18 protein-coding genes are annotated in these 19,715 nt (G+C 52.3%); 9 read left to right on the forward strand and 9 right to left on the reverse strand.

All coding sequences use genetic code 11. The features are described from left to right. Positions 1-7 precede the first annotated feature (7 nt). From B4C79_RS04020 to B4C79_RS04030, 3 genes are all read left to right on the forward strand, one after another. Complete coding sequence (locus tag B4C79_RS04020; protein WP_291751250.1) at positions 8-2,002, forward strand: hypothetical protein; 1,995 nt, start codon at positions 8-10, stop codon at positions 2,000-2,002. A 95-nt stretch (positions 2,003-2,097) separates the two neighbouring features. Continuing rightward, a complete protein-coding gene (locus B4C79_RS04025; protein ID WP_291751253.1) occupies positions 2,098-3,042 on the forward strand; it encodes an eCIS core domain-containing protein in 945 nt (314 codons plus the stop codon). Positions 3,043-3,126: 84 nt separating this feature from the next. Further along, on the forward strand, positions 3,127-3,558 hold the full coding sequence (locus B4C79_RS04030; RefSeq protein ID WP_291751255.1) for a hypothetical protein: 432 nt from the start codon (positions 3,127-3,129) through the stop codon (positions 3,556-3,558). Between the two features lie 253 nt (positions 3,559-3,811). On the opposite strand, the gene B4C79_RS04035 is transcribed toward B4C79_RS04030, so the two are convergent. From B4C79_RS04035 to B4C79_RS04050, 4 genes are all read right to left on the reverse strand, one after another. Beyond that, positions 3,812-5,260 carry an FRG domain-containing protein gene (locus tag B4C79_RS04035; protein ID WP_291762247.1) on the reverse strand — a complete coding sequence of 483 codons (1,449 nt, stop codon included), beginning with the start codon at positions 5,258-5,260 and terminating at the stop codon, positions 3,812-3,814. Between the two features lie 364 nt (positions 5,261-5,624). Continuing rightward, the gene (locus B4C79_RS04040) at positions 5,625-6,566 is read right to left on the reverse strand and encodes a nuclease-related domain-containing protein (RefSeq protein WP_291740055.1); all 942 of its coding nucleotides are present in this window, start codon (positions 6,564-6,566) and stop codon (positions 5,625-5,627) included. A gap of 106 nt (positions 6,567-6,672) precedes the next feature. Then, complete coding sequence (locus tag B4C79_RS04045) at positions 6,673-7,065, reverse strand: lysozyme inhibitor LprI family protein (RefSeq protein ID WP_291740054.1); 393 nt, start codon at positions 7,063-7,065, stop codon at positions 6,673-6,675. Beyond that, the gene (locus B4C79_RS04050) at positions 7,058-7,543 is read right to left on the reverse strand and encodes a lysozyme (protein ID WP_291740052.1); all 486 of its coding nucleotides are present in this window, start codon (positions 7,541-7,543) and stop codon (positions 7,058-7,060) included. Before B4C79_RS04050 ends, B4C79_RS04045 begins: the two co-directional genes overlap by 8 nt. Before the next feature lie 157 nt (positions 7,544-7,700). Between B4C79_RS04050 and B4C79_RS04055 the strand changes: the two genes are divergently transcribed. Next, the gene (locus B4C79_RS04055) at positions 7,701-8,315 is read left to right on the forward strand and encodes an alternative oxidase (protein WP_171096972.1); all 615 of its coding nucleotides are present in this window, start codon (positions 7,701-7,703) and stop codon (positions 8,313-8,315) included. A gap of 2 nt (positions 8,316-8,317) precedes the next feature. Here B4C79_RS04055 and B4C79_RS04060 read toward each other — a convergent pair whose 3' ends face one another. Continuing rightward, the gene (locus B4C79_RS04060; RefSeq protein ID WP_291740050.1) at positions 8,318-8,647 is read right to left on the reverse strand and encodes a DUF2834 domain-containing protein; all 330 of its coding nucleotides are present in this window, start codon (positions 8,645-8,647) and stop codon (positions 8,318-8,320) included. A gap of 101 nt (positions 8,648-8,748) precedes the next feature. Here B4C79_RS04060 and B4C79_RS04065 point away from each other — a divergent pair, with 101 nt between their 5' ends. Both B4C79_RS04065 and B4C79_RS04070 read left to right on the forward strand, forming a co-directional pair. Then, a complete protein-coding gene (locus B4C79_RS04065) occupies positions 8,749-9,393 on the forward strand; it encodes an MBL fold metallo-hydrolase (RefSeq protein ID WP_291740048.1) in 645 nt (214 codons plus the stop codon). Positions 9,394-9,402: 9 nt separating this feature from the next. Beyond that, positions 9,403-10,014: an L-2-amino-thiazoline-4-carboxylic acid hydrolase gene (locus tag B4C79_RS04070; RefSeq protein ID WP_291740046.1), complete on the forward strand. Its 612-nt coding sequence runs from the start codon at positions 9,403-9,405 to the stop codon at positions 10,012-10,014. Here the strand turns inward: B4C79_RS04070 and B4C79_RS04075 are convergent. Continuing rightward, positions 9,983-10,525 carry an NUDIX domain-containing protein gene (locus B4C79_RS04075; RefSeq protein WP_291740045.1) on the reverse strand — a complete coding sequence of 181 codons (543 nt, stop codon included), beginning with the start codon at positions 10,523-10,525 and terminating at the stop codon, positions 9,983-9,985. The two genes, B4C79_RS04070 and B4C79_RS04075, sit on opposite strands and share 32 nt — an antisense overlap. Before the next feature lie 112 nt (positions 10,526-10,637). Here B4C79_RS04075 and B4C79_RS04080 point away from each other — a divergent pair, with 112 nt between their 5' ends. After that, positions 10,638-11,858 (forward strand): cation:proton antiporter, encoded by a 1,221-nt coding sequence (locus B4C79_RS04080; protein ID WP_291751261.1) that lies wholly within the window; start codon positions 10,638-10,640, stop codon positions 11,856-11,858. Between the two features lie 27 nt (positions 11,859-11,885). Here B4C79_RS04080 and B4C79_RS04085 read toward each other — a convergent pair whose 3' ends face one another. Genes B4C79_RS04085 through zwf form a run of 3 tightly spaced genes read right to left on the reverse strand, consistent with a single transcriptional unit; the run spans position 11,886 to position 16,905 of the window. After that, complete coding sequence (locus B4C79_RS04085; RefSeq protein ID WP_291740041.1) at positions 11,886-12,680, reverse strand: FRG domain-containing protein; 795 nt, start codon at positions 12,678-12,680, stop codon at positions 11,886-11,888. A 17-nt stretch (positions 12,681-12,697) separates the two neighbouring features. Continuing rightward, a complete protein-coding gene (gene ppc / locus B4C79_RS04090) occupies positions 12,698-15,442 on the reverse strand; it encodes a phosphoenolpyruvate carboxylase (protein WP_291740039.1) in 2,745 nt (914 codons plus the stop codon). Further along, a complete protein-coding gene (zwf, locus tag B4C79_RS04095; RefSeq protein WP_291740037.1) occupies positions 15,439-16,905 on the reverse strand; it encodes a glucose-6-phosphate dehydrogenase in 1,467 nt (488 codons plus the stop codon). The genes ppc and zwf overlap by 4 nt, the downstream gene beginning before the upstream one ends. Before the next feature lie 107 nt (positions 16,906-17,012). On the opposite strand from zwf, the gene edd reads away from it, so the two are divergent. Then, a complete protein-coding gene (gene edd, locus B4C79_RS04100) occupies positions 17,013-18,806 on the forward strand; it encodes a phosphogluconate dehydratase (RefSeq protein ID WP_291740035.1) in 1,794 nt (597 codons plus the stop codon). 14 nt (positions 18,807-18,820) lie between these two features. After that, positions 18,821-19,489 carry a bifunctional 4-hydroxy-2-oxoglutarate aldolase/2-dehydro-3-deoxy-phosphogluconate aldolase gene (locus tag B4C79_RS04105; RefSeq protein ID WP_291740034.1) on the forward strand — a complete coding sequence of 223 codons (669 nt, stop codon included), beginning with the start codon at positions 18,821-18,823 and terminating at the stop codon, positions 19,487-19,489. Positions 19,490-19,715 lie beyond the last annotated feature (226 nt).

The following is a 19,715-nucleotide window of genomic DNA, read 5'->3' on the forward strand; positions in this document are numbered from 1 at the left end:
TATCCCTATGGCAAAACCAACTGTCTATCCAGGCATCAATCCAAGAGCTCAAGTTAACAATCTGCCTACGGAAGAGCAAACGATTGCGCACGTTCTCTCCAGAGATTTCTACATTACGGGAGGCTTCAACGAGGTTTCCATAGGCACTAGCAAGTATCGTTATTTCTTTTTGCGCTTCCCGGACGACAAGGCAATAACTTATGGCGTAAGGGACGAGATAATTGTACTGCTCAGTCCATTCGAGAATTTTGAGCCTAGAACTTTAGACGCGATAGAAAAGATTCAGGAAGAGAATTCAGGTTTCCGCCTAGACAAAATCAGCGCCTTTGTCATTTCAAAGGATAGTGATTTTATTGAAAAGCTCAATAAAACAATTAAGACCCAAAAAGAGTGCCGAATAATTACGCCGTTTACGTATTCGGAGCTCCAGTCCCCAAAGAATACGGACTTCTACAGGCAAAGAATCAAGCAATTCTTTTTCGAACGCAATCTCTTTGACTTCGACTCGCCACTTCGACGTGATCTCTACTTCTTTGGCAGAGATGAGCTTTGCCAAAATCTAATCGACAAGCACCAGACTGGTCAAAGTGCCTCACTTTTTGGATTGCGTCGGAGTGGAAAAACGTCAATCCTGCTTTCGGTATGCAGGCGAATCACAAACCAAAATGGTTTCGCCTCCATCATCGACTGCCAGTTGCTCTACCAGCTTCCTTGGTACGCTGCCCTGTATCACGTCGCCTTCACAATCAATAGTGATCACCATGCAAAGGTGGTAATCAATGAGGCCGAATACACAGACGAAAAAGCAACGATTACGTTTGCGAGAGATATTGAAAAGATTCACAAGAAGCTCAGGAAGAGCGTACTGCTGGCTTTTGACGAAATCGAGCAAATCACATTTGGAGTGTCGTTTGGAGAAGCATGGCGCAACGGATCAAGCTACGTTCGATTTTGGCACTCACTGAGAAGCTTAGCACAAAGGCAAGAAAATCCCGTAACCCTCTTACTTGCGGGCACAAATCCAAGATGTTTGGAAACGCCTTTCGTGATGGGGGGCGACAATCCTTTGTATGGTCACGTGAAGCCAGAATACATTCCCGGCTTTAGCCTTCCGCAAGCTAAACAGATGATCGAAACACTGTCGTCATACATGGGGATATCTATTGACGACGATATCTACGCCTATCTGGTTCGTGAGTTTGGAGGGCACCCATTTCTAATGCGCCAAGCGTGCTCATACATCAAGTCTGAACTGGACAAGGGTATGCAGAGGCATATTGACAGGCTGATGTATGAAAAATCAATCGCCCAATTCAACGAAGGACTAGGGCATGGGTTTTGCGAACTGGTGATAGGGGTACTCGCTGAGCACTATATTGACGAGTACACAATGCTTACCTATCTCGCTAGGGGAGATATCTCTGAATTTGAGCAGCTTGCAGAGAGCGATTCGACATATACGCAACACCTGCTCGGTTATGGAGTCATCTCGAAATCACCCAGTGGCTACGACTTCAAAATTGATTCGATCAAGAAGCACCTCTCCCTCAAAGAGAGATACAAGAAGCTCAACCTTACAGATGCCGAGAAACTAGCTGAAATTGGGGAGCGGCGTAACGAAATTGAACATCGTCTACGCCGGCTTGTTTCTCAAGTACTACGATCTATACACGGTGAGGATGAGGCTAAACGCTTGGTTTTGGCAAAGCACGATGCTAAGACCCGTTCAAAATATTCGGCACTAACTTACCGTGAACTATTCGATGCGAATAAACACGAAATTTACTTCAACGATCTCAAAGAACTGATGAGAAAAAATTGGGAGGGTGGGTTCAGAAATATCTTCTCCGAAGACGTAGAGAAGTTCAACTCGAGAATGGTATTGCTGAACTCCATCGGGCGCTCGGATGCACATAAGAAGGATGTTAGTGACGCCGATATGCAGAGCTTCCGCGGTGCCATGAGCTGGCTCGAAGCAAAGGTCGACGAGTATTTTGCCTAAGCGGCTAACCTATCATTCCACCAGACCTGTGCGAAAAGCCGCGCAGGCCGGTGAATTCAAACGTTATTTCTTCATCACAGAAGGGAGATAGTGGAATGACAAACGGGAAACTTTACTTTGTGGGGGTAGCGCTGGCTTGTGGATGCGGTGTTGCACAAGCCAGTTGGTTAAGCAAAATCACAGGAATCAGTGTGGACCTTAACCGGGGGCAGGTATCAGTTTCGCCGCCAGATCTCGGCGCAATCCCGGAGATGATTCAGAACCTCCCCAAAGACGTCGGGCAAGCTTTACTAAATCCTGCGGCGCCAATAGTAGCTACCGCCATTCGATTCTCTCGGGGGCAGGCGCTAAATCGAGGCGTGCAGCCTATTCCAACCAATATTCGGCAGGCACTTTCTCCTTATTTTCCTTCGCAAATCCTAGACAAAGCCCGATGGACCACAGCCGGCGGCTTGGGGATAGATGGAGCCCTTAAAAATTGGCTCAACCAAGAGGGAGCGATCACCCTTGATGAAGTCATAGCCTTCACCGACGTCCAACAGGCAAACAACAATGTCGAGTTGTGGGCGCATGAACTAACCCATGTGCTCCAGTATGCCCAGATGGGAGTTGAGACATTTGCGTTCCAATACACTTACGACTGGAATGGTCTTGAAAGCCAAGCACGGGACAATGCAAGCAGGATCATGGCTAGCATCAATGCAACTCAAGGGGGGCAGGCAAGAACTTGGAGCTATTCGGGTCAGCCTGTAACTGCGGCCGCCCAGCCAACTTGGGCCGACATCAACCAAGGCGCGCGCCTAGCAATCAATCCGGTGCAGTGCATTTGGATCAACAGTCAGTTCAACACTACTGGCAACAACTGCCCGGTGCCTATTGTTGTTTCTGGTGTCGTTCTTCGGCGGTTCTATGACGGCTATACATTCACGTTCCCATGCAACGAACCGACGTGTGTATTTGGGCCGGGACAATCGGGTCCGCTCCTGTCGCCACCGGGCCATTTGGTAGTAGGCGTAACTGCCGCATATCGGTTGCAGTAAGACATAACAAGTCGCTCCAGCCGCCGTTTTGCCTTCGCTTCGCTACGGCAAAACGGCGGCTGAGCTTTGGCGTAAGGTGGCATCTTGACTGGTAACACACAGCCTGTTTCAAAGAGGCTTAATTCAGACTTTGAGCTCTATCGATCTGCCATTTCTGGCGATCCGGTTGCCACGGTTTTGCGCTTTCACCTGCTAACCGAGTATTATTTGGAGCAGCTAATACGCTCTCTTATGCCACGCGGCGATCGAATTATTGAATCCGCAAATTTCTCTTACGCTCAAAAGCTCTGTGTTGTGGCTGCGACCAATGAGGTTGAAGACGATCTTGTGTCTGCGCTCCGAAACCTGAATAAGTTGCGAAACAAGTGCTCTCATGAGCTCCACCACAAGATTACTGCTTCTGACCTTGAGTCTATTGGAAGCCCACTGGGTAAAGATTGGACCGAAATAAAGAAGGAACACGCCGAGGTGGGGACGCCACCTAACAAATCGCTAGAGCGGACGCGTGAGGGATAAAGTGCCTAGCTCGTGCTTCGGCGTCCGCACCGCTCAATCGTTAGTCAACGTCGGTTCATGACCACATTGGCGACGTTTTAAGTCGCAAGTCTCACGTCCGAAGCACGCAAACGGAGAGTGTGGCCTCGATGTCAGCTATCGGCCAAAAGTGAACAGCTGTTGGATCTAAATCTAACCGACGCCATACCTAGAATGATACAAGCCCCTAATAGCTTTCACTAGTATTATATTCTTCGAAGCTCACCCGAGCTTGCTAATAAGGTTTGCCCCAGGTAGCTCGCAAGTCAGAAGTTGGGGCGATACCTTTATGCACATAGAGGCTAGGTTCGACGAGCTCTAATTCTCCATCTCCTAGTGAAAGATCTATACGGCCTAGGAGTTCAAAATTCTCCGCGTGCTCCGAACCGCATGCGCAGTCGTCTTTGTGTAGAGCTCGCTCCCATGCACCATTTTCGTCGATCCGATAGTGCATCCCATAGAAGCGCCCGATTCCCATGATGCGCAGACCAGGATGATCCACTCCATACTCGAAAACGCTGACAATGTCGTTCGGCATCTTGACAACACCGACACCTTTCCCGTAACGCGTGCCCATCCCGTGGTAGACAAGACCATCCAATTCAATGGAGATTTCGTCGTATTCTTGAAGCAGCTTGTTAATGTTCGGAAGGATTACGCGAGGCGCGCCAACTCCGTAGTACAAGGTGCTACCGCAGAGGATTTGGACAATTTGCGTGGCTGTCGCGGTGAGGGAGTCTGGTGGAGGCGGGAGGTTCCTGGTCCAGAAGGGGCGATACATAGCGCTCTCAGGTGGCATGTGCTTCCGAAGGTGATTCGAATATTCTGGAAGCTCCAGCGTTCGCCCAAACGCTTCCAAGCCATCGTCAGAGATATGTCGCATCTTTTCCCATGGCATCGCCAGTAGCTCTCGATACACAGGATCATCGGATGGCTCGGGGAACAACCAATCAGCGCTGTAATTCCCCGCGAAGTCGCGAAAAACCTCCGCTGGCGCCGTGATATGACAAAGGATGCAGTCTCCATTCAGGCCACTTTGGCTCAAAGGGCCGACCATGTAAGCGTCCTGTCGCACATATCGTGGAGTCCCTTCGTGGGTTGCGATTTCTGATAGATGAGCCGCCTGAATTCCCGACTGACGAAGCATCTTCTGGCAAATTATGTAGATGTTGCCCATCTGATCCGTAGGTACGAACCATGCGTTTAGGGTGCGAAGCAAAACTGGGTCTTCGAAACAGTCTTCTACCAGATTAACGGAGATCTTAGACTCAAAGCTATTGCTTGCAAACCAAGCAGCGACACGCGGATCGCCGGTAGCATCTAGAAAGAATGAGCGAAACCCGTAGTGTTGAAGAATCGCTTGGTTGGTGGCTATGTCGTCGGTTTTCTTCCAACCACGAACAAGATGCTGTAAAGCTCTCTGCGCGTAATGGGACCATTTGATCATCAGATCAGGCACGCAGCCCCGACGCTGGAATGAGGTCGATAGCGAGGGGGTATCATCCGAGCCAGGATAGTGCTTGGTTTGTCCTCTATAGAAAACGCCTGGCCCATATTGCTCGATAGCCGCGTTGAGTTCTCCAAGAGTTTTGCAATGCTGCTTTTCCATTTCCTCTTTTCGCTCACAAGTCCTTCGTTGATCAATCATCATCGACGGTGGATTCATTACAGATGATACATCCACCACCGTAGCCCAAGCTGGTCACATACAGGCAAGTTTCAATTCGTTTCCCTATCCCGTTCCGTGGTCGAGAATAAGGAGGCACGGACTATCGTAAGAATGGACTCTAATTGATCATTTCAATGACTGTAATGGGTCGAAAGCAGTCGTTTTTCAAGAATATTTGAAAGTCCGTTATGGCCGAAAAGCGGAAGTAACAAACAACTCACACGCTATTGGCCCCAACCCAACCCAACCCAACCCAACCCAACCCAACCCAACCCAACCCAACCCAACACCAACACCAACACCAACACCAACACCAACACCAACACCAACACTTTACCTGCCTACGAATCTTGACCTCCCAGTTCAACCACTCATCTCCCTACAAATTCTTCTGGCACGCATAGCAGTAAACCTGCCCCCCAAAACGCGGCTTGTTAAACCAGCAAAATTTGGCCACGTTGTAAGCCACTACTGTCCCACAGGTATTGCAAGCCAGTTTTGATTTCTTGGGTTCAGGATCGGCGTCCTCTACAACTTCAATAGCAGCTGGCTCATCAACTTTCACAGGTAAGCCAAATCTTCCATGCCAGTTAAACTGGTGGGGTTTGTGCAACGCTACCAACCTTTCTGCAAACGCTTTCACTGTTTCACTGCTGACCAACTTTGCAAGGTTTAGGGGGTTATTGTCATCGTCCATTGCCTGGTCAAGTTTCGCCTTGATCTGATCAACTTTAATGATCTCATCAAGCCCTGGAAACGACTTTGACGGCCGGGTAATCCGCGCTTTACTAGACACCAGTACCAGGCTTTTGATCACCGGCTTGATCGAAAAACCCAAACGCTTTTCCAGCGGAACCACGCCGTCATCAAATACTTCTTGAAGCAGTAAACAGTGCCTGCGGTTCTGCTCCAGCGGCGAGGGTATTCCAAAAGCTTGGGAACCCGTGAATGAGACAAACTCGCCTTGTTCGTTAATCGAAACTCCTTGATGAAAATGTTTGCTTTCGCACACCCAAATTTCCATCAAGCGATTAATCAGCAAGTGGTCAATTTGAGCAACTCGGCTCTTGTGTTCAATACGCAAGTCGTGAATGACTGCCCAGTTTTTCCCATGGCCGTAGTGGTACTCAATTTGGTAGGCGGCATCCTTTTCGCCCTTCACACCCGCCTTGATTGCTCGAATCTCTTTTTCAATGCTGCGTTTCGTCAAAGCCGATGCAGCAGGGTGGTTTAACAAAGATTCGAGAATCTTGATGTCGCTATCGCGATCTTCTGCACTTTTGATCAACATGGATTTGGCTGAATAAAGTTGTTGCTTCAACCGTATTCTGCACGGAACAAGGCTTTCTGTCTCAATACAAATTGTGTTTGTAGTCCAACTGCAGCCCCTCTTCATGGCGCCTGGTGGGGCTTACGCTAACCTCGATTTACCGTTTACTTCCCGTACATACATCACCCTCCATAACTGGCTCAAGCCATTGCTTTAAAGTGACAATTCTTTCCTGAACTAAACCCAACCGGGTTACGCATTGGCACATCGGCAAAACAGAACCATAGTCGATGAACTGCTTCGAGGGAAACTGCATGAGTAATTCCGCATCCACATATTGCATCCATTGCTTCTGGCTATTGTTCAACGCCTTAAGAAATGCCGAGTCATTTTGTTTTCTCTGCTTGATCCGTAGAAGCGTATCTTCCATCTCTGTTTTTGCATCATTCAGCTGCGCACAAAATTCTTCATCATTGGCGCTGTCTGCGAAGGCCCAAGATGGCACCGAGAAAAATCCGAGAAAAACTAGCTTGAACATTAACTTATTCATTTACCTTTCCTTCAAACAAGTCAGCTTCTCTTAGTCTGCGTCTGGTAAGACCCGACAATATTTGCCCCCCAGCGCGGTCATATCGCTTCATGCATGCAGGTATCTTGTCAAGATCAAGCTTTTTATTACCCTTCTCACAGTTTTTTAACATGGTGGATAGGTTGCCACTTCCCACGTTGTAAGTGAATGAAACCAAAGCATCAAACTGATCCTGATTCAATTCAAGATTGAGGCTTTGAGCGTGTTTGTTAACAGTCCTTTCCGCATGCTCCACGTCGAGAAAGAATAATTCGTCACCCCTTGATTTGGAAATTCCTTTCATGAACTGCTTTTCATTTTCTCTACCATCACAAAGGCCACGATGGACCAAGTGGCCCCACCCAACAGTGCAATGCCCAGCACCATCGGTGTCATAAAGCGTTGGCCGAAACTGCTCAAAATCCTGAATCAACTTTTTCCCTTTAACACCCAACTTCATAAATCCCCCGTCAAAATTGCCAGTATCCAAATTCCTCTGTCAAAGGCAAAAATGAGGTCCCGTCTGTCATTACCCAGGGCTAGCCCCCACATTCCAATCAGCGTAGACTCATTAAAAAAATAAACAAGTTGTCACCTCACCTCAGGAAGTAGCGCCCATGGAAGCATTGCCTCAAGAACCCACCCCCAAAGATTTTTCAGACCGTTTCGCAAAATCGCTGACCATGTTTTTTCGCTGGTTTGCCGACACTTTCTTTGCCAAACGCTACGGTCATCGGGCGGTCATTCTGGAAACCGTGGCAGGTGTACCCGGCATGGTGGCTGGCATGTGGATCCACCTGAAAAGCTTGCGGAAAATGAAAACCGGCTATGGCCCCACTATTCGAACCCTGCTTGAAGAAGCGGAAAACGAACGCATGCATTTGATGATTTTTATTGAAATTGCAAAGCCCAGTGTGGGCGAGCGGATGTTGGTGTTGTTTGCCCAACTGGTGTTTTGGCACTTCTATTTCGTGCTGTATGTGTTCTTCCCGAAAACCGCTCACCGCATGGTGGGCTACTTCGAAAACCAGGCGGTGGTTAGCTACACCGACTACCTTGCGGAAATTGATGCAGGGCGAATTGAAAACATCGCCGCACCGAAAATTGCAATCGACTATTACAAACTACCCGCCGATGCCAAGCTACGCGATGTGGTCATCGCCGTGCGCAAAGATGAACAAGGCCACGCTGATGTGAATCACGACATGGCCGATCATCCGCTGGCGGTGTAATTTCAAGCGGCTGCCTGTTCCTGATTCAAACGAATCAACAGGTACACTGCAAACCCGGTGGCAACACCGGGTACTACGCCCAGCAGCAACGCCACCCAACCGTGGCGAATGCCCTTCACTTTGGCCTCGTACATTACCCACACGGCCAACACGGCCCAGGTGAAGAAAATGTCCATGGCATAACCCGAAGCATAGGGGTTCACAAAACCACCCGCAAACGCACCCACAATGTCTGGGTTGTCGATGAACGGCGGAATGCACACCAAGGCAAATGCCACGGCGAATGCCACAGCCAGTACCACCAGAAATCTACGATATGCCAGTGTTCCCATAAACTCGAACCCCCTTTTTTCTTGATCAATTGAACCGGGTTAATTTGAATCAACACCACAATTTCACTACTATATCTCCACTGTATTCACCCACACGCCACATGCTTCGCTACCACACCATTCCTGTTACACCCTTTGCACAAAACTGTTCCATCGTGTGGTGCAGTGAAACCAACAAGGCCGCCATCATCGACCCCGGTGGCGATTTGAACAAACTCAACAAAGCGATTACTGAGCGCAATCTTGAACTGCAAGCAATCTGGCTAACCCACGCGCACATTGACCACGCGGGTGGGGTGGCAGAACTGGCCGAGCAATTGAACTTGCCCATCATCGGCCCACACCAGGGCGATCAGTTCTGGATCGATAGACTGGCCGACCAAAGCCGCATGTTCAACTTTCCCTTGAGTAAGCCTTTCACACCCAACCGTTGGCTGGCCGATGGCGACACGGTTCAAATTGGCAATTGCACCCTGAATGTGCGCCACTGCCCGGGCCACACACCGGGCCATGTGGTGTTTCACTCGGAGGAAGCCAAACGTGCGTTTGTGGGCGATGTGCTGTTTGTAGGCAGCATGGGCCGCACGGACTTTCCCGGTGGCGACCATGAAACCCTGATAGACAGCATTCGCAACCGCTTGTGGCCCATGGGCAACGACACCGTGTTTATTCCAGGCCACGGGCCAGAAGACAGCTTTGGTCAGGAACGCCGAAGCAACCCGTATGTACGCGACCTTCAGTTTTAAGGCCTCGCCATGAACCTGCTGGCTGCGCTGCGGTTTTACTTTCCGGGCCATGCTTTTGGCAGGCAGGTCAAACCGGTTGTCACTGCGCAACTGTGGCAAACTGCGCAGCGCATTCAACAAAGTATTCAACACACACGCCCGCCTCATTCGCTGGGCTTGGGGTTGATCATGCGCTACATGGAATGGGATGTGGCCTTGTACCGCGCAGCACTTGAAGAGGGGATGCCTCGCACCGAGGCAGGCCAGTTGATTGAAACCATCAACTGGCAAATATTTGGTCCACCGATTGAATTGGGTTTCAAGCTGTCTCGCCTGCGCAGCGCAAAAGCACTGGTGCGCGCACGGTGGTTGACCAACCTCATGTTCAAGGTGATGTTCACCAAACCGTTTGCACGCACAGTGCACCCCACCAGCAGTGCGGTGGCCTTTGATGTCACTGTTTGCCCGCTGGCCAATTACTTTAAACAGCAGGGCGTGCCTGAACTAACCCGCCATGCCGCATGCAGCCTGGACCACCAAATGGCTGCGCAGTGGGGTTTGCAATTGCAACGCGCCCAAACCATTGCACAAGCGCACCCACTGTGCGACTTCAGGTTTGTGCCACCCAAAACGCCCCAATAATCGTTTTCACATCACTCACTTCACCCGCCTTGATTTGCCTCATCAACTCGGCAGGTTCAACCAGCACCACGTCCAGAAACTCATTGTGGTCCAGCTGTCGCTCTTGCAGGGTTAAACCACGCGCCACATACAACTCGATCTTTTCTGTGGAATAGGAAATGACCGGGTGAATGGTGGTGATGTATTCCAGCGTTTGCGCCACATATCCGGTTTCTTCCAGCAGTTCCCGGTGAGCCGTGGCCACTGGGTCTTCACCCGGATCAATTTTGCCAGCCGGGAATTCCAGAAACACGCGGTGCAAAGGGTAGCGAAATTGCCGCTCCATCACAAAGCGACCATCATCCAGAATGGGAATAATGGCCACCGCACCCGGGTGCACCGTGTATTCGCGCACCGATTGTTCGCCATTGGGCAGGCGCACCGTGTCCTGGTTCACTTTCATCAAATGCCCGTCAAACACGCGTGTGCTGGTGATGCAGGTTTCTTCCAGGTGCTTTTCAGAATCGGACATACAACGCCACGTCAAAAGATTGAAACAGCACATTTGACCACATTGAGTTCTCCGAGTTAACCCTAGGCTTGCCAGTGGTAAACTCAATCGCCATCTTTCTGTAAATTTCCCTATGTCACTGCTGTCCAGCTTGCTATTGCTTATTGTAGTCGCCCGCTTGTTCGGCCGCCTGTTTGCACGCTACAACCAGCCCGAGCTCATCGGTGAAATTCTGGCCGGGGTATTGCTGGGCCCTGCCATTCTGGGTTTGATTGAACCCAACAAAGCCCTTGCTGGTGTTACTGAATTGGCCGTGTTTCTGATCATTTTGAATGCCGGCCTTGAAATGCGCTTTTCCGACATTGTGGGCGCCATGAAAGGGCGCGGGCTTATGTTGGCAGCCATCAGCTTTTTCATTCCCTTCGGTGGTGGTGTTTTGGTGGCAGCAGCATTTGGTCAGGACATCATGCGCATGATTTTTCTGGGCCTGTGCATTTCCATCACCGCACTGCCAGTGGCCGTGAAGCTGATGGACAGCCTCGGAATTTTGCACACCCCGATTGCCAAATTTTCACTGGCAACTGCAGTGGTCAACGACGTGGCTGCGCTATTCATTCTGGGCATTGTGCTGAACCTGCCTGAAACACTCACACTGGGCGACGCCAGCGTGGCTGTGGGCATAGCCACCCTGAAACTGATGGCCATGGGCCTGGTGGTGGTGGGGCTGAACCAATTGCTGAACTGGCTCGAAAAACGCAATGTGAATGTGCAGGCCTTGCCAGAATCCATGATCAAGGTATTTGGTCCTGAAGCCTTGTTCGGCATTGTGATTGTGTTTGTTCTGGTGTTTGGCACCATCAGTGAGGCTTTGGGTTTTCACTTTGTGATTGGTGCATTTTTTGGTGCGCTGTTTCTGGACAAAAAACACTTCATCGCCTCGCGCTACAAAGACCTGCAAGGCACGCTCGGGTCAATTACCAACGGTTTTCTGGGTCCTATTTTCTTCGCGTATCTGGGGCTTGAATTGCAACTTGTCAGCCTGACCGAATGGAACTTCCCGCTCGTGGTTATTTTGGTGTCGATTATCACCAAATTGTTTGCAGGATGGCTGGGGGGCTTGATGGTAGGCATGGACCACCGGGAATCATTGGGTTTGGGGGCAGTACTCAACGGCCGTGGCGTGATGGAACTGGTGGTGGCCGGCATTGCCTATCAGAACGGCTTTATTGGCCCTACCATGTTCTCAACCCTGGTGTTAATGGGCATTGTCACCACCTTCCTGACACCCATTTTCTTTAAACAGGTTTACCGGGGCAACAAGCTTGAAGAGTACCGCCAGGAAAGCCGAAGCTGAGCCCTTCAACAACTCGCACAGGGTTGCTTACTGTACTTTTTTGGCTGCCATGGCATGCCCGGGCCAGGTAATTTCAAGCTCATAGGAAATGGAGCGTGAAAGCCCGTCGAGGTCGGGAAACAAGGTGGCGTGCGTAATGTTCATTCGGTACAGGGCCAACATGGCTTCTTTGCGAATACTGGCCGGCAAAATGAACTTGCGGATCATCGCGGGGCCGGTCTCGTACTGTTGAATAATTTCATCAATCGGTTTGTCCAGCACACCCGGCACCACAAACGTGCCCGATTGCGCCACCAGCCGCCCATCCATTCGGTCAGGTTCGCCCACCCACATAATGTCGTTGGCATTCGAAGCAAAATAGCGCTCGAAATTCCCACGAACTCGGGGGTCGATCATGTCGCGGTGAAGGGTGGCATTGTTGATCGGCGTGGCCATCCACAAACGTGGTGTGTCCAAGGCAAACACGGCCGAATTTTTGACCGCCCTTTCCAGTGCAAAAAACGCAGCCACAAAAGGCGACTTGGTGAAGTCAAGCATGCGGGTGGGTGCACCGTGGTGCTGCATCAAAGCCAGGCAACGAATGTCGTCGTCCAGCACGCTGGCATCGGGCAAATAATTGTGCGCCTTGCGGCGAAAAATTCGAAAGGCGCGTTCTTCGCGCAAACGCCAGGAGGATTTATCGGGCACGTAATTTTGCAAATAACGCGAGAGCGAACTCAGCAAGGGCCAGTCGGCATCTTGCAAACCCCGAAACGCCCAACCATCACACTCGGTGCTCAGGGCAACAAACTCGTTCCAGTCGGCAATGTGTATCGTTTCCAAAAATTGGCTCCTTGAATTTACCCACTGTTCCTCAACCCGGTGGCAATGCCGTTGATCGACAAATGCACGCCACGAGCCACGCGTTCATCCAGTTCGCCCTGGCGGTGCCTGCGCAGCAACTCCACCTGCACATGGTTCAGCGGGTCGACATACGGAAAACGCGCTTGAATAGAACGTTTCAGCAAGGGATTGTCTGCAAGCAATTCTTTTTGCCCAGTCAGCCACAACAGCCCTTCCACGGCACGTGCATGCTCGGCGGCAATGCGGCCAAACACTTTGTCGCGCAGTGCGGCGTCTTCCACCATGGCGGCGTAGCGCGATGCAATCGCCATGTCGGCCTTGGCCAGCACCATGTTCAATGTAGACAGCATGGTGTTAAAGAAGGGCCATTGTTTCGCCATGGCTTGCAACTCGAGCAATTCCGCTTCATTCAAACCATTGCGTAATTTGGCCACTGCCGTGCCAAAGCCATACCACCCCGGCAACATCACACGGCTTTGCGCCCAGCTGAACACCCAGGGAATGGCGCGCAAATCTTCAATAGTCCAGTTGGCTTTGCGGGAAGCAGGGCGGCTACCAATGTTCAAACTGGCAATTTCAGAAATGACCGTGGACTGTTTGAAGTACTCCAGAAAACCATCGGTGTTGTAAACCAAATCCCGATATTCTTTGAAGGCATGTTCCGACAACTTCGCCATGAGTTCCAAGTACTTCGCAGGGACTTCACGCGTCAGCTCGGTGTGTTCAGACACCATCAGGTTCGCAGACACCAACACCTCCAGGTTGCGCCGACTCAGCGATTCAATGCCGTACTTGGCGGCGATCACTTCGCCTTGTTCAGTCAAACGAATGCGACCATCCACTGCACCCGGTGGTTGGCCCAAAATGGCGTGGTAGCTCGAACCACCGCCGCGCCCCACCGAACCACCCCGGCCATGGAACAGGCGAATCTTGATGCCGTGTTTTGCAAACACATCCACCAAACCAATTTCGGCCTGGTACAGGCTCCAACCGGAAGTGACAAAACCGCCATCCTTGTTGCTGTCTGAATAGCCCAGCATCACTTCCTGCACATGCCCGCGCGAGCCCACCAAGGCCCGATATTCCGGGATACCGAACAAACGATTCATGATGTCGGGCGCGGCCTGCAAGTCGCCAATGGTTTCAAACAAAGGCACCACATTGACTGCAATCTCGCCCTTGGCCACATTCAACAAATGGGCCTCTTTCAGCAGCACCGCCAGTTCAAGCAGGTCACTCACCGATGCGGTTTTGGAAATGATGCAGTTTTGAATGGCAGTGGCGCCGAGAATTTGATGCGCAAGTTTGGCCTTTCTGAAAATCGCCATTTCTGAATGGGTGCGCTCGCTGTACTGCAGGGAATCGCTGAACAGCAAACGAGGGGTGCGCAGTTCAGCACACAAAAGCTCAACGCGTTCGGCTTCGCCACAGGCCAGGTAATCAATATTCCCCAAGGTAGATTGCTTGAGCAAATCAGCAATCACCTCTTCAAACACATCGCTGTTTTGGCGAAGGTCCAAAGCCATCAAAGAGAAACCAAACACCTTCACCTTGCGCGCCAGCAGTGCCAAACGGCCTTCGGCTATTCGCTGCATGCCGTTGTCATTCAGCGCAGAAAACAGGGTATTCAAATCGGCCAGAAAATCAGCTGGGCTTGCATAGGCCTGGGCAGTGCACTCGCCCTGAGCCGCTTGCTGAAAGGTGGCTTCCAGCCGTTTGCGAATTGCCACACAGGCGCGGCGCAGCGTTTCATCCATGCGGTGGGCTGAATCTTCCCCCGAGGCATTGGCCAATTCGGTCAAAGGCGGATTGGGTTTCAAGAAATAATCGGTCACGCTGAATTCGCGAATCAGGCAATTCACCTCGGCCAGATAATGCTCCAGCACCTTGCGACTTTGAATTTTCAGCGTGGTGTCCAGCACCTGCGCAGTCACAAACGGGTTGCCATCACGATCGCCGCCGATCCACGAGCCCACAGTCAACACCTTGCCCAGTGGGTCTTCATTCACCGGCAAAAAGTTGTCCGTACTGGGCAAATTCAGGAGGCTTTGCAGCTTGCGGTACACCTGCGGCACCTGCGCAAAAAAAGTAGAGTCGAAATAGGCCAGCGCATTGTTGACCTCGTCAATCACACTCAATTTGTTTCGGCGCAGCAAACGGGTTTGAAACAGGCGCTGCACAGCTGCTTTCAGTTCATCCCGCCAGGCGTTGGCCTCTTCAAGCGTCAATTGAATTTCATCGCGGTGGCGGATCAGGGCGATGATGCTTTGCTGTGCATCCAGCACACTTTTGCGCTGCACCTCAGTGGGGTGCGCGGTAAGCACTGGCACAGATTCGGTTTGTTTCAGGCGTGCAAGTACTGCATCACGATTTACACCCACGCGTTCCAACTCGGGGATTGTGTAATCCAGGCTGGCCTCACGCGCAGGCATTCCGGCCAACTCATGCTGGCGATTGCGGCGAATCAAATGGCAGTCTTCGGCAATGTTGCTCAACATCGAAAAAATCGAGAAAGAGCGAATCAGCGAAATGGTCTCGTCTTGGGTCAGTTCCTCAAGCCGCGCCTCCAGTTTGGCGCGTGCTGCATTGTCATCAAAGCGCCGATACTGCACCGACAACTGTCGCACTTCTTCAATGGCCGTAAACACGGGCAAGCCCTGTTGCTCGGCGATGATTTCACCCAACAAGGCGCCCAGCAGGCGAATGTCGTCACGCAGTTGGGAATCTTTGTCGTCGATCACAAACCGTCCTCCGACCACAATGCACCAGCCCGCAAAGCCATGGCTGTGGCCGATGAAGGGCCATAAGTGCCGCTGGTGTAAGGCACAGGTTCCATGCCGTGGCTTTTCAAGTCATTCAAAATACGGTCTACAAATTGCCACTGTGTTTGCACCTCGTCCCGGCGCAAAAACAAGCCCAGACGACCACGCAAAATATCGGTGATCAATCGCTCGTATGCATCGCGCACGGGAATGCGCCAGGTATTGAAAAAGTCCAGGTCCAGTGACACAGGCTTCAAGCGTTCTCGCTCACCTGGTGTTTTCGCAAGCAGCTTCAGTTCAAGTTTGTCCTCGGGTTGCAGGTGAATCACCAACTGGTTGCCCACCCATTGGCCGCCCACAGGTTCAAACAGGGGCTTGGGCACATCGCGAAACTGAATCACAATTTCTGCAAAACGGCGTGGCATGCGTTTGCCTGTGCGCACCAAAAACGGCACACCTGCCCAACGCCAGGTTTGCACTTCGGTTCGAAAACTCACATAAGTTTCCGTGGTGGAATTGGCAGCCACACCTTTCTCGTTGCGATACTTGGGCACAGCCTGGCCCTTCACATAACCCTCGCCATACTGACCCACCACAATTTCAGGTACGCCTGTAATTTGGGGCACTTTCAGTGAACGCAGTACCTTCAGTTTTTCGTCGCGCAATGAATTCGCCTCCAGGCTGACGGGCGGCTCCATGGCTACAATGGCCAGCAGTTGCAGAATATGGCTTTGAACCATGTCGCGCAGCGCACCGGCATGCTCGTAAAAACCGGCACGGTCTTCCACGCCCAAATCTTCGGCCACAGTAATTTGTACATAAGCCACATGCTCGCGGGTGAGCAAGGGTTCGAATATGCGGTTGCCCAAACGCAAAGCCAACATATTCTGCACAGCCTGTTTGCCCAGGTAGTGATCGATGCGGTACACCTGCGATTCATCCAGTTTCGCAGCCACGGCTTCTTCAATCAGGGCAGATTCTTTCGCATTGAAACCCAAGGGCTTTTCCAGCACCAAGCGAAGTTTCTCGGGGTCGCGCACTGTGGGAATACAATTGATCAAATCGATGAATCGTGACGAAGGCAGGGCGGCGTAATGCACCACAGGTTCAGGGCTGCCAGCCACAGCGTTGGCCATGGCTCTGCACGATTCCGGTGTGCCAAGCACCACTTGCAAGGTATGCAGGTAGGGCAGCAACGCCGGAATCGATTCGCGTGCTGCCTCGTCGCCAGCCGCTTTCAAGAACGCATCGACTTGTGCCAAAGCCTGTTCAGGGCTTAGGGTTTCGCGCTGGGCAAAAATGATTCTGGATTCCGCGGAAAAGTATCCCGATTTCGCCAAGTGCGCCAGTGCCGGAATTATTTTACGCTTGGCCAAATCGCCGCCCGCCCCATGCAACACAAAGGTGAAAGCGCCAACGGGCAGGGGGGAATTGTCAGTCATTTTAGGTTCCGGCTCAATTGTTCAAGTTAGTTACATTAATTGCTAGTTTTTTGTAATTATGTTACAAACAATGCATATTCACAAGTTATCTTCTCGAGGTTTGCGCCATGGCAACTACTTTGAACCCCACATTGCAGGCGCTTCGCGAACGCATCGAACAACGTTCCAAAACCACGCGCGCAGCCTATTTGAACAACCTGCCACAAGGCCCGCAAAACCGCACAGCTGTTGGCTGCGCCAACCTGGCCCACACCACCGCAATTTACCCAAGCAACACCAAACGCGTTATTTCATTGCACAAGTCGCCGCACTTGGGCATTGTGACTGCATACAATGACATGTTGTCGGCCCATCAGCCATTTGCGGTTTACCCTGAATTAATTGCCAAACACGCGCGTGCCTTGGGCGCCACCACGCAGGTAGCGGGCGGCACACCGGCCATGTGCGACGGTGTAACCCAAGGCCGCGAAGGCATGGAGCTGTCGCTTTTTTCACGCGATGTGATTGCACTTTCCGCCTGCGTTGGTCTTTCGCACGATGTATTCGACGGCGCCATTTTGCTGGGTGTTTGCGACAAAATTGCACCTGGTTTGTTGATTGGCGCGTTGGGCTTTGGCCACCTGCCCTTTGTATTTATCCCCGCCGGGCCCATGGAAACAGGTCTGTCCAATTCCGAGAAAGCCAAAACCCGACAATTGGCCGCGCAAGGCAAGGCCACGCGCGAGGACCTGCTGCAGTCCGAGGAAAAGGCTTACCACAGCCCGGGTACCTGCACGTTTTACGGCACGGCCAATTCCAATCAGCTGATGCTCGATTTCATGGGCTTGCAGTTTCCCGGCGGCGCGTTCGAGTTGCCCAGCAGCCCACAGCGCAAGGCGCTGATCGGTGAAAGCGTGCGCGCGCTTGAAAGCGCCACGCGCAACCCTGCCTTGAAGTTTGGCACACTGGTTGATTCCCGCTGCCTGATAAACGCACTGGTCGGCCTGATGGCCTCGGGTGGTTCAACCAACCACACCATTCACTGGGTGAGCGTGGCCCGCGCGGCAGGCTATTTGATCGACTGGACCGACCTTGAAACCATTTCCAGCGTCACCCCGCTGCTTACACGGGTGTACCCAAACGGCACCGAAGATGTAAATGCATTTCAGGCCGCAGGCGGCACAGCCGGCTTGCTGGCCACACTGATTGACGGCGGCTTTGTAGACGGTGAAGCCCCCACCGTGTGGGGCACTACCATGGCCAACACGGTGGCTGAAGTGCTGCCCACGACAGAAACTTTTTCAACACGCACACCGGGCGCTTCACGCAACCTTGATGTGCTGCGCCCCTACACCAACCCCTTCCAGCCCGACGGCGGCATTCGCCTGATGAAAGGTAACCTGGGTCGCGGTGTATGCAAGGTATCGGCTGTGAAACAGGAACACCGATTTGTAGAGGCGCCTTGCCGCGTGTTCACCGACCAACACCAAGTGATTGATGCGTTCAACAACGGCGAACTGACCGAGGCCGTGGTGGTTGTACTGGCCCACCAAGGCCCGCGTGCCAATGGCATGCCCGAGCTGCACAAGCTCACGCCCATTCTTGGTATTTTGCAAGACCAAGGCTTGCCCGTTGCCTTGGTGACCGATGGCCGAATGAGTGGCGCTTCTGGCAAGGTGTTGTCGGCCATTCATGTGTGCCCGGAAGCCAAAGCCGACGGCCCTATTTCACGACTTCGCGATGGCGATGTGGTGCGGGTGGATGCCAATGAAGGCGTGCTGCACACCACGGCCGATTTGAGCCTGCGCGAACCCATGCCCACACCCGCGCAAGCAGTCAGCCATGGCCGCGGATATTTCCAGGTGTGGAGAAACACAGTGAGCAGTGCCGAGGAAGGCGCAAGCAACCTGTTCCCCCAATGAAACAAGGACAAGCCATGAACACGCAACTCGCCCCCGACACCCGCGCCGAACGCACCCGCAACTGGCTGCGCCAAGGTGTGTTGCCAGTGGTGGTGATTCCCAATGTAAAGCAGGGTTTGGAAATCGCCGAAGGCTTGTGTGCGGGCGGTATTACACAAATTGAAATTACGCTGCGCACCCCGGAAGCACTGCAAGCCTTGGGTGAAATAGCCAAACGCTTTCCCGACATGAATGTGTCTGCCGGCACCGTGCTGACACCAGCGCAGTTTGATCAAGCCGCTGACCTGGGGGCAACGCTGTTCATTTCGCCTGGCCTAACGGAAGTGCTGGCCGAGCATGCCTTGAACAAGGGATATGCCTGGGTGCCGGGTGTGGCCACTGCATCGGAAATGATGCGCGCGCTTGAACTGGGGTTTGAATTGCTGAAATTTTTCCCGGCCATGGCGGCTGGTGGCCCCAAAGCCCTTGCTGGCATTACAGCGCCATTGGCCGCAGCACGCGTTGTGCCCACTGGTGGCGTAACACTTGAAAACATGCCGCAGTGGCGTGAAATCAAAGCAGTGCAAGCGGTGGGCGGCACATGGCTGACCGCGGGGCTGGACGGTGTAGCCAATGTAGCCAAGGTAGTTGAGCAACGCGCTGCGCTGGCCATGGCGGCATGGAACAGCACGGTGCTGGTTTAATCGGCTTGGATTCCGCTCCCTCGCCTGCCGGTTAACTGCCTGATCGGCTTGGAGTCCGCTCCCTCGCCTGCCGGTTAACTGCCCGATCGGCTTGGGTTTCAATCTCTCGCCAGAAAACCTGTATTCCCCTTGCTGAGCCTTGCGATGCCTGAGAACGGCCCTCCTAAACTGCGGGTCGGGTCCGTTCTCTGTCGCCCAGGCTGGGCAACACCGGCCCTGCTCGGCA

This window comes from Limnobacter sp. UBA7229, assembly GCF_002473065.1.
In the GTDB taxonomy this organism is placed as follows: Bacteria; Pseudomonadota; Gammaproteobacteria; order Burkholderiales; family Burkholderiaceae_B; genus Limnobacter; species Limnobacter profundi.

Coding starts and splice junctions, on each gene's coding strand:
- B4C79_RS04020 (WP_291751250.1), top strand. CDS start 8: ATGGCAAAACCAACTGTCTATCCAGGCATCAATCCAAGAGCTCAAGTT.
- B4C79_RS04025 (WP_291751253.1), top strand. CDS start 2,098: ATGACAAACGGGAAACTTTACTTTGTGGGGGTAGCGCTGGCTTGTGGA.
- B4C79_RS04045 (WP_291740054.1), bottom strand. CDS start 7,065: ATGAATAAGTTAATGTTCAAGCTAGTTTTTCTCGGATTTTTCTCGGTG.
- B4C79_RS04050 (WP_291740052.1), bottom strand. CDS start 7,543: ATGAAGTTGGGTGTTAAAGGGAAAAAGTTGATTCAGGATTTTGAGCAG.
- B4C79_RS04055 (WP_171096972.1), top strand. CDS start 7,701: ATGGAAGCATTGCCTCAAGAACCCACCCCCAAAGATTTTTCAGACCGT.
- B4C79_RS04060 (WP_291740050.1), bottom strand. CDS start 8,647: ATGGGAACACTGGCATATCGTAGATTTCTGGTGGTACTGGCTGTGGCA.
- B4C79_RS04065 (WP_291740048.1), top strand. CDS start 8,749: ATGCTTCGCTACCACACCATTCCTGTTACACCCTTTGCACAAAACTGT.
- B4C79_RS04070 (WP_291740046.1), top strand. CDS start 9,403: ATGAACCTGCTGGCTGCGCTGCGGTTTTACTTTCCGGGCCATGCTTTT.
- B4C79_RS04075 (WP_291740045.1), bottom strand. CDS start 10,525: ATGTCCGATTCTGAAAAGCACCTGGAAGAAACCTGCATCACCAGCACA.
- B4C79_RS04080 (WP_291751261.1), top strand. CDS start 10,638: ATGTCACTGCTGTCCAGCTTGCTATTGCTTATTGTAGTCGCCCGCTTG.
- zwf (WP_291740037.1), bottom strand. CDS start 16,905: ATGACTGACAATTCCCCCCTGCCCGTTGGCGCTTTCACCTTTGTGTTG.
- edd (WP_291740035.1), top strand. CDS start 17,013: ATGGCAACTACTTTGAACCCCACATTGCAGGCGCTTCGCGAACGCATC.
- B4C79_RS04105 (WP_291740034.1), top strand. CDS start 18,821: ATGAACACGCAACTCGCCCCCGACACCCGCGCCGAACGCACCCGCAAC.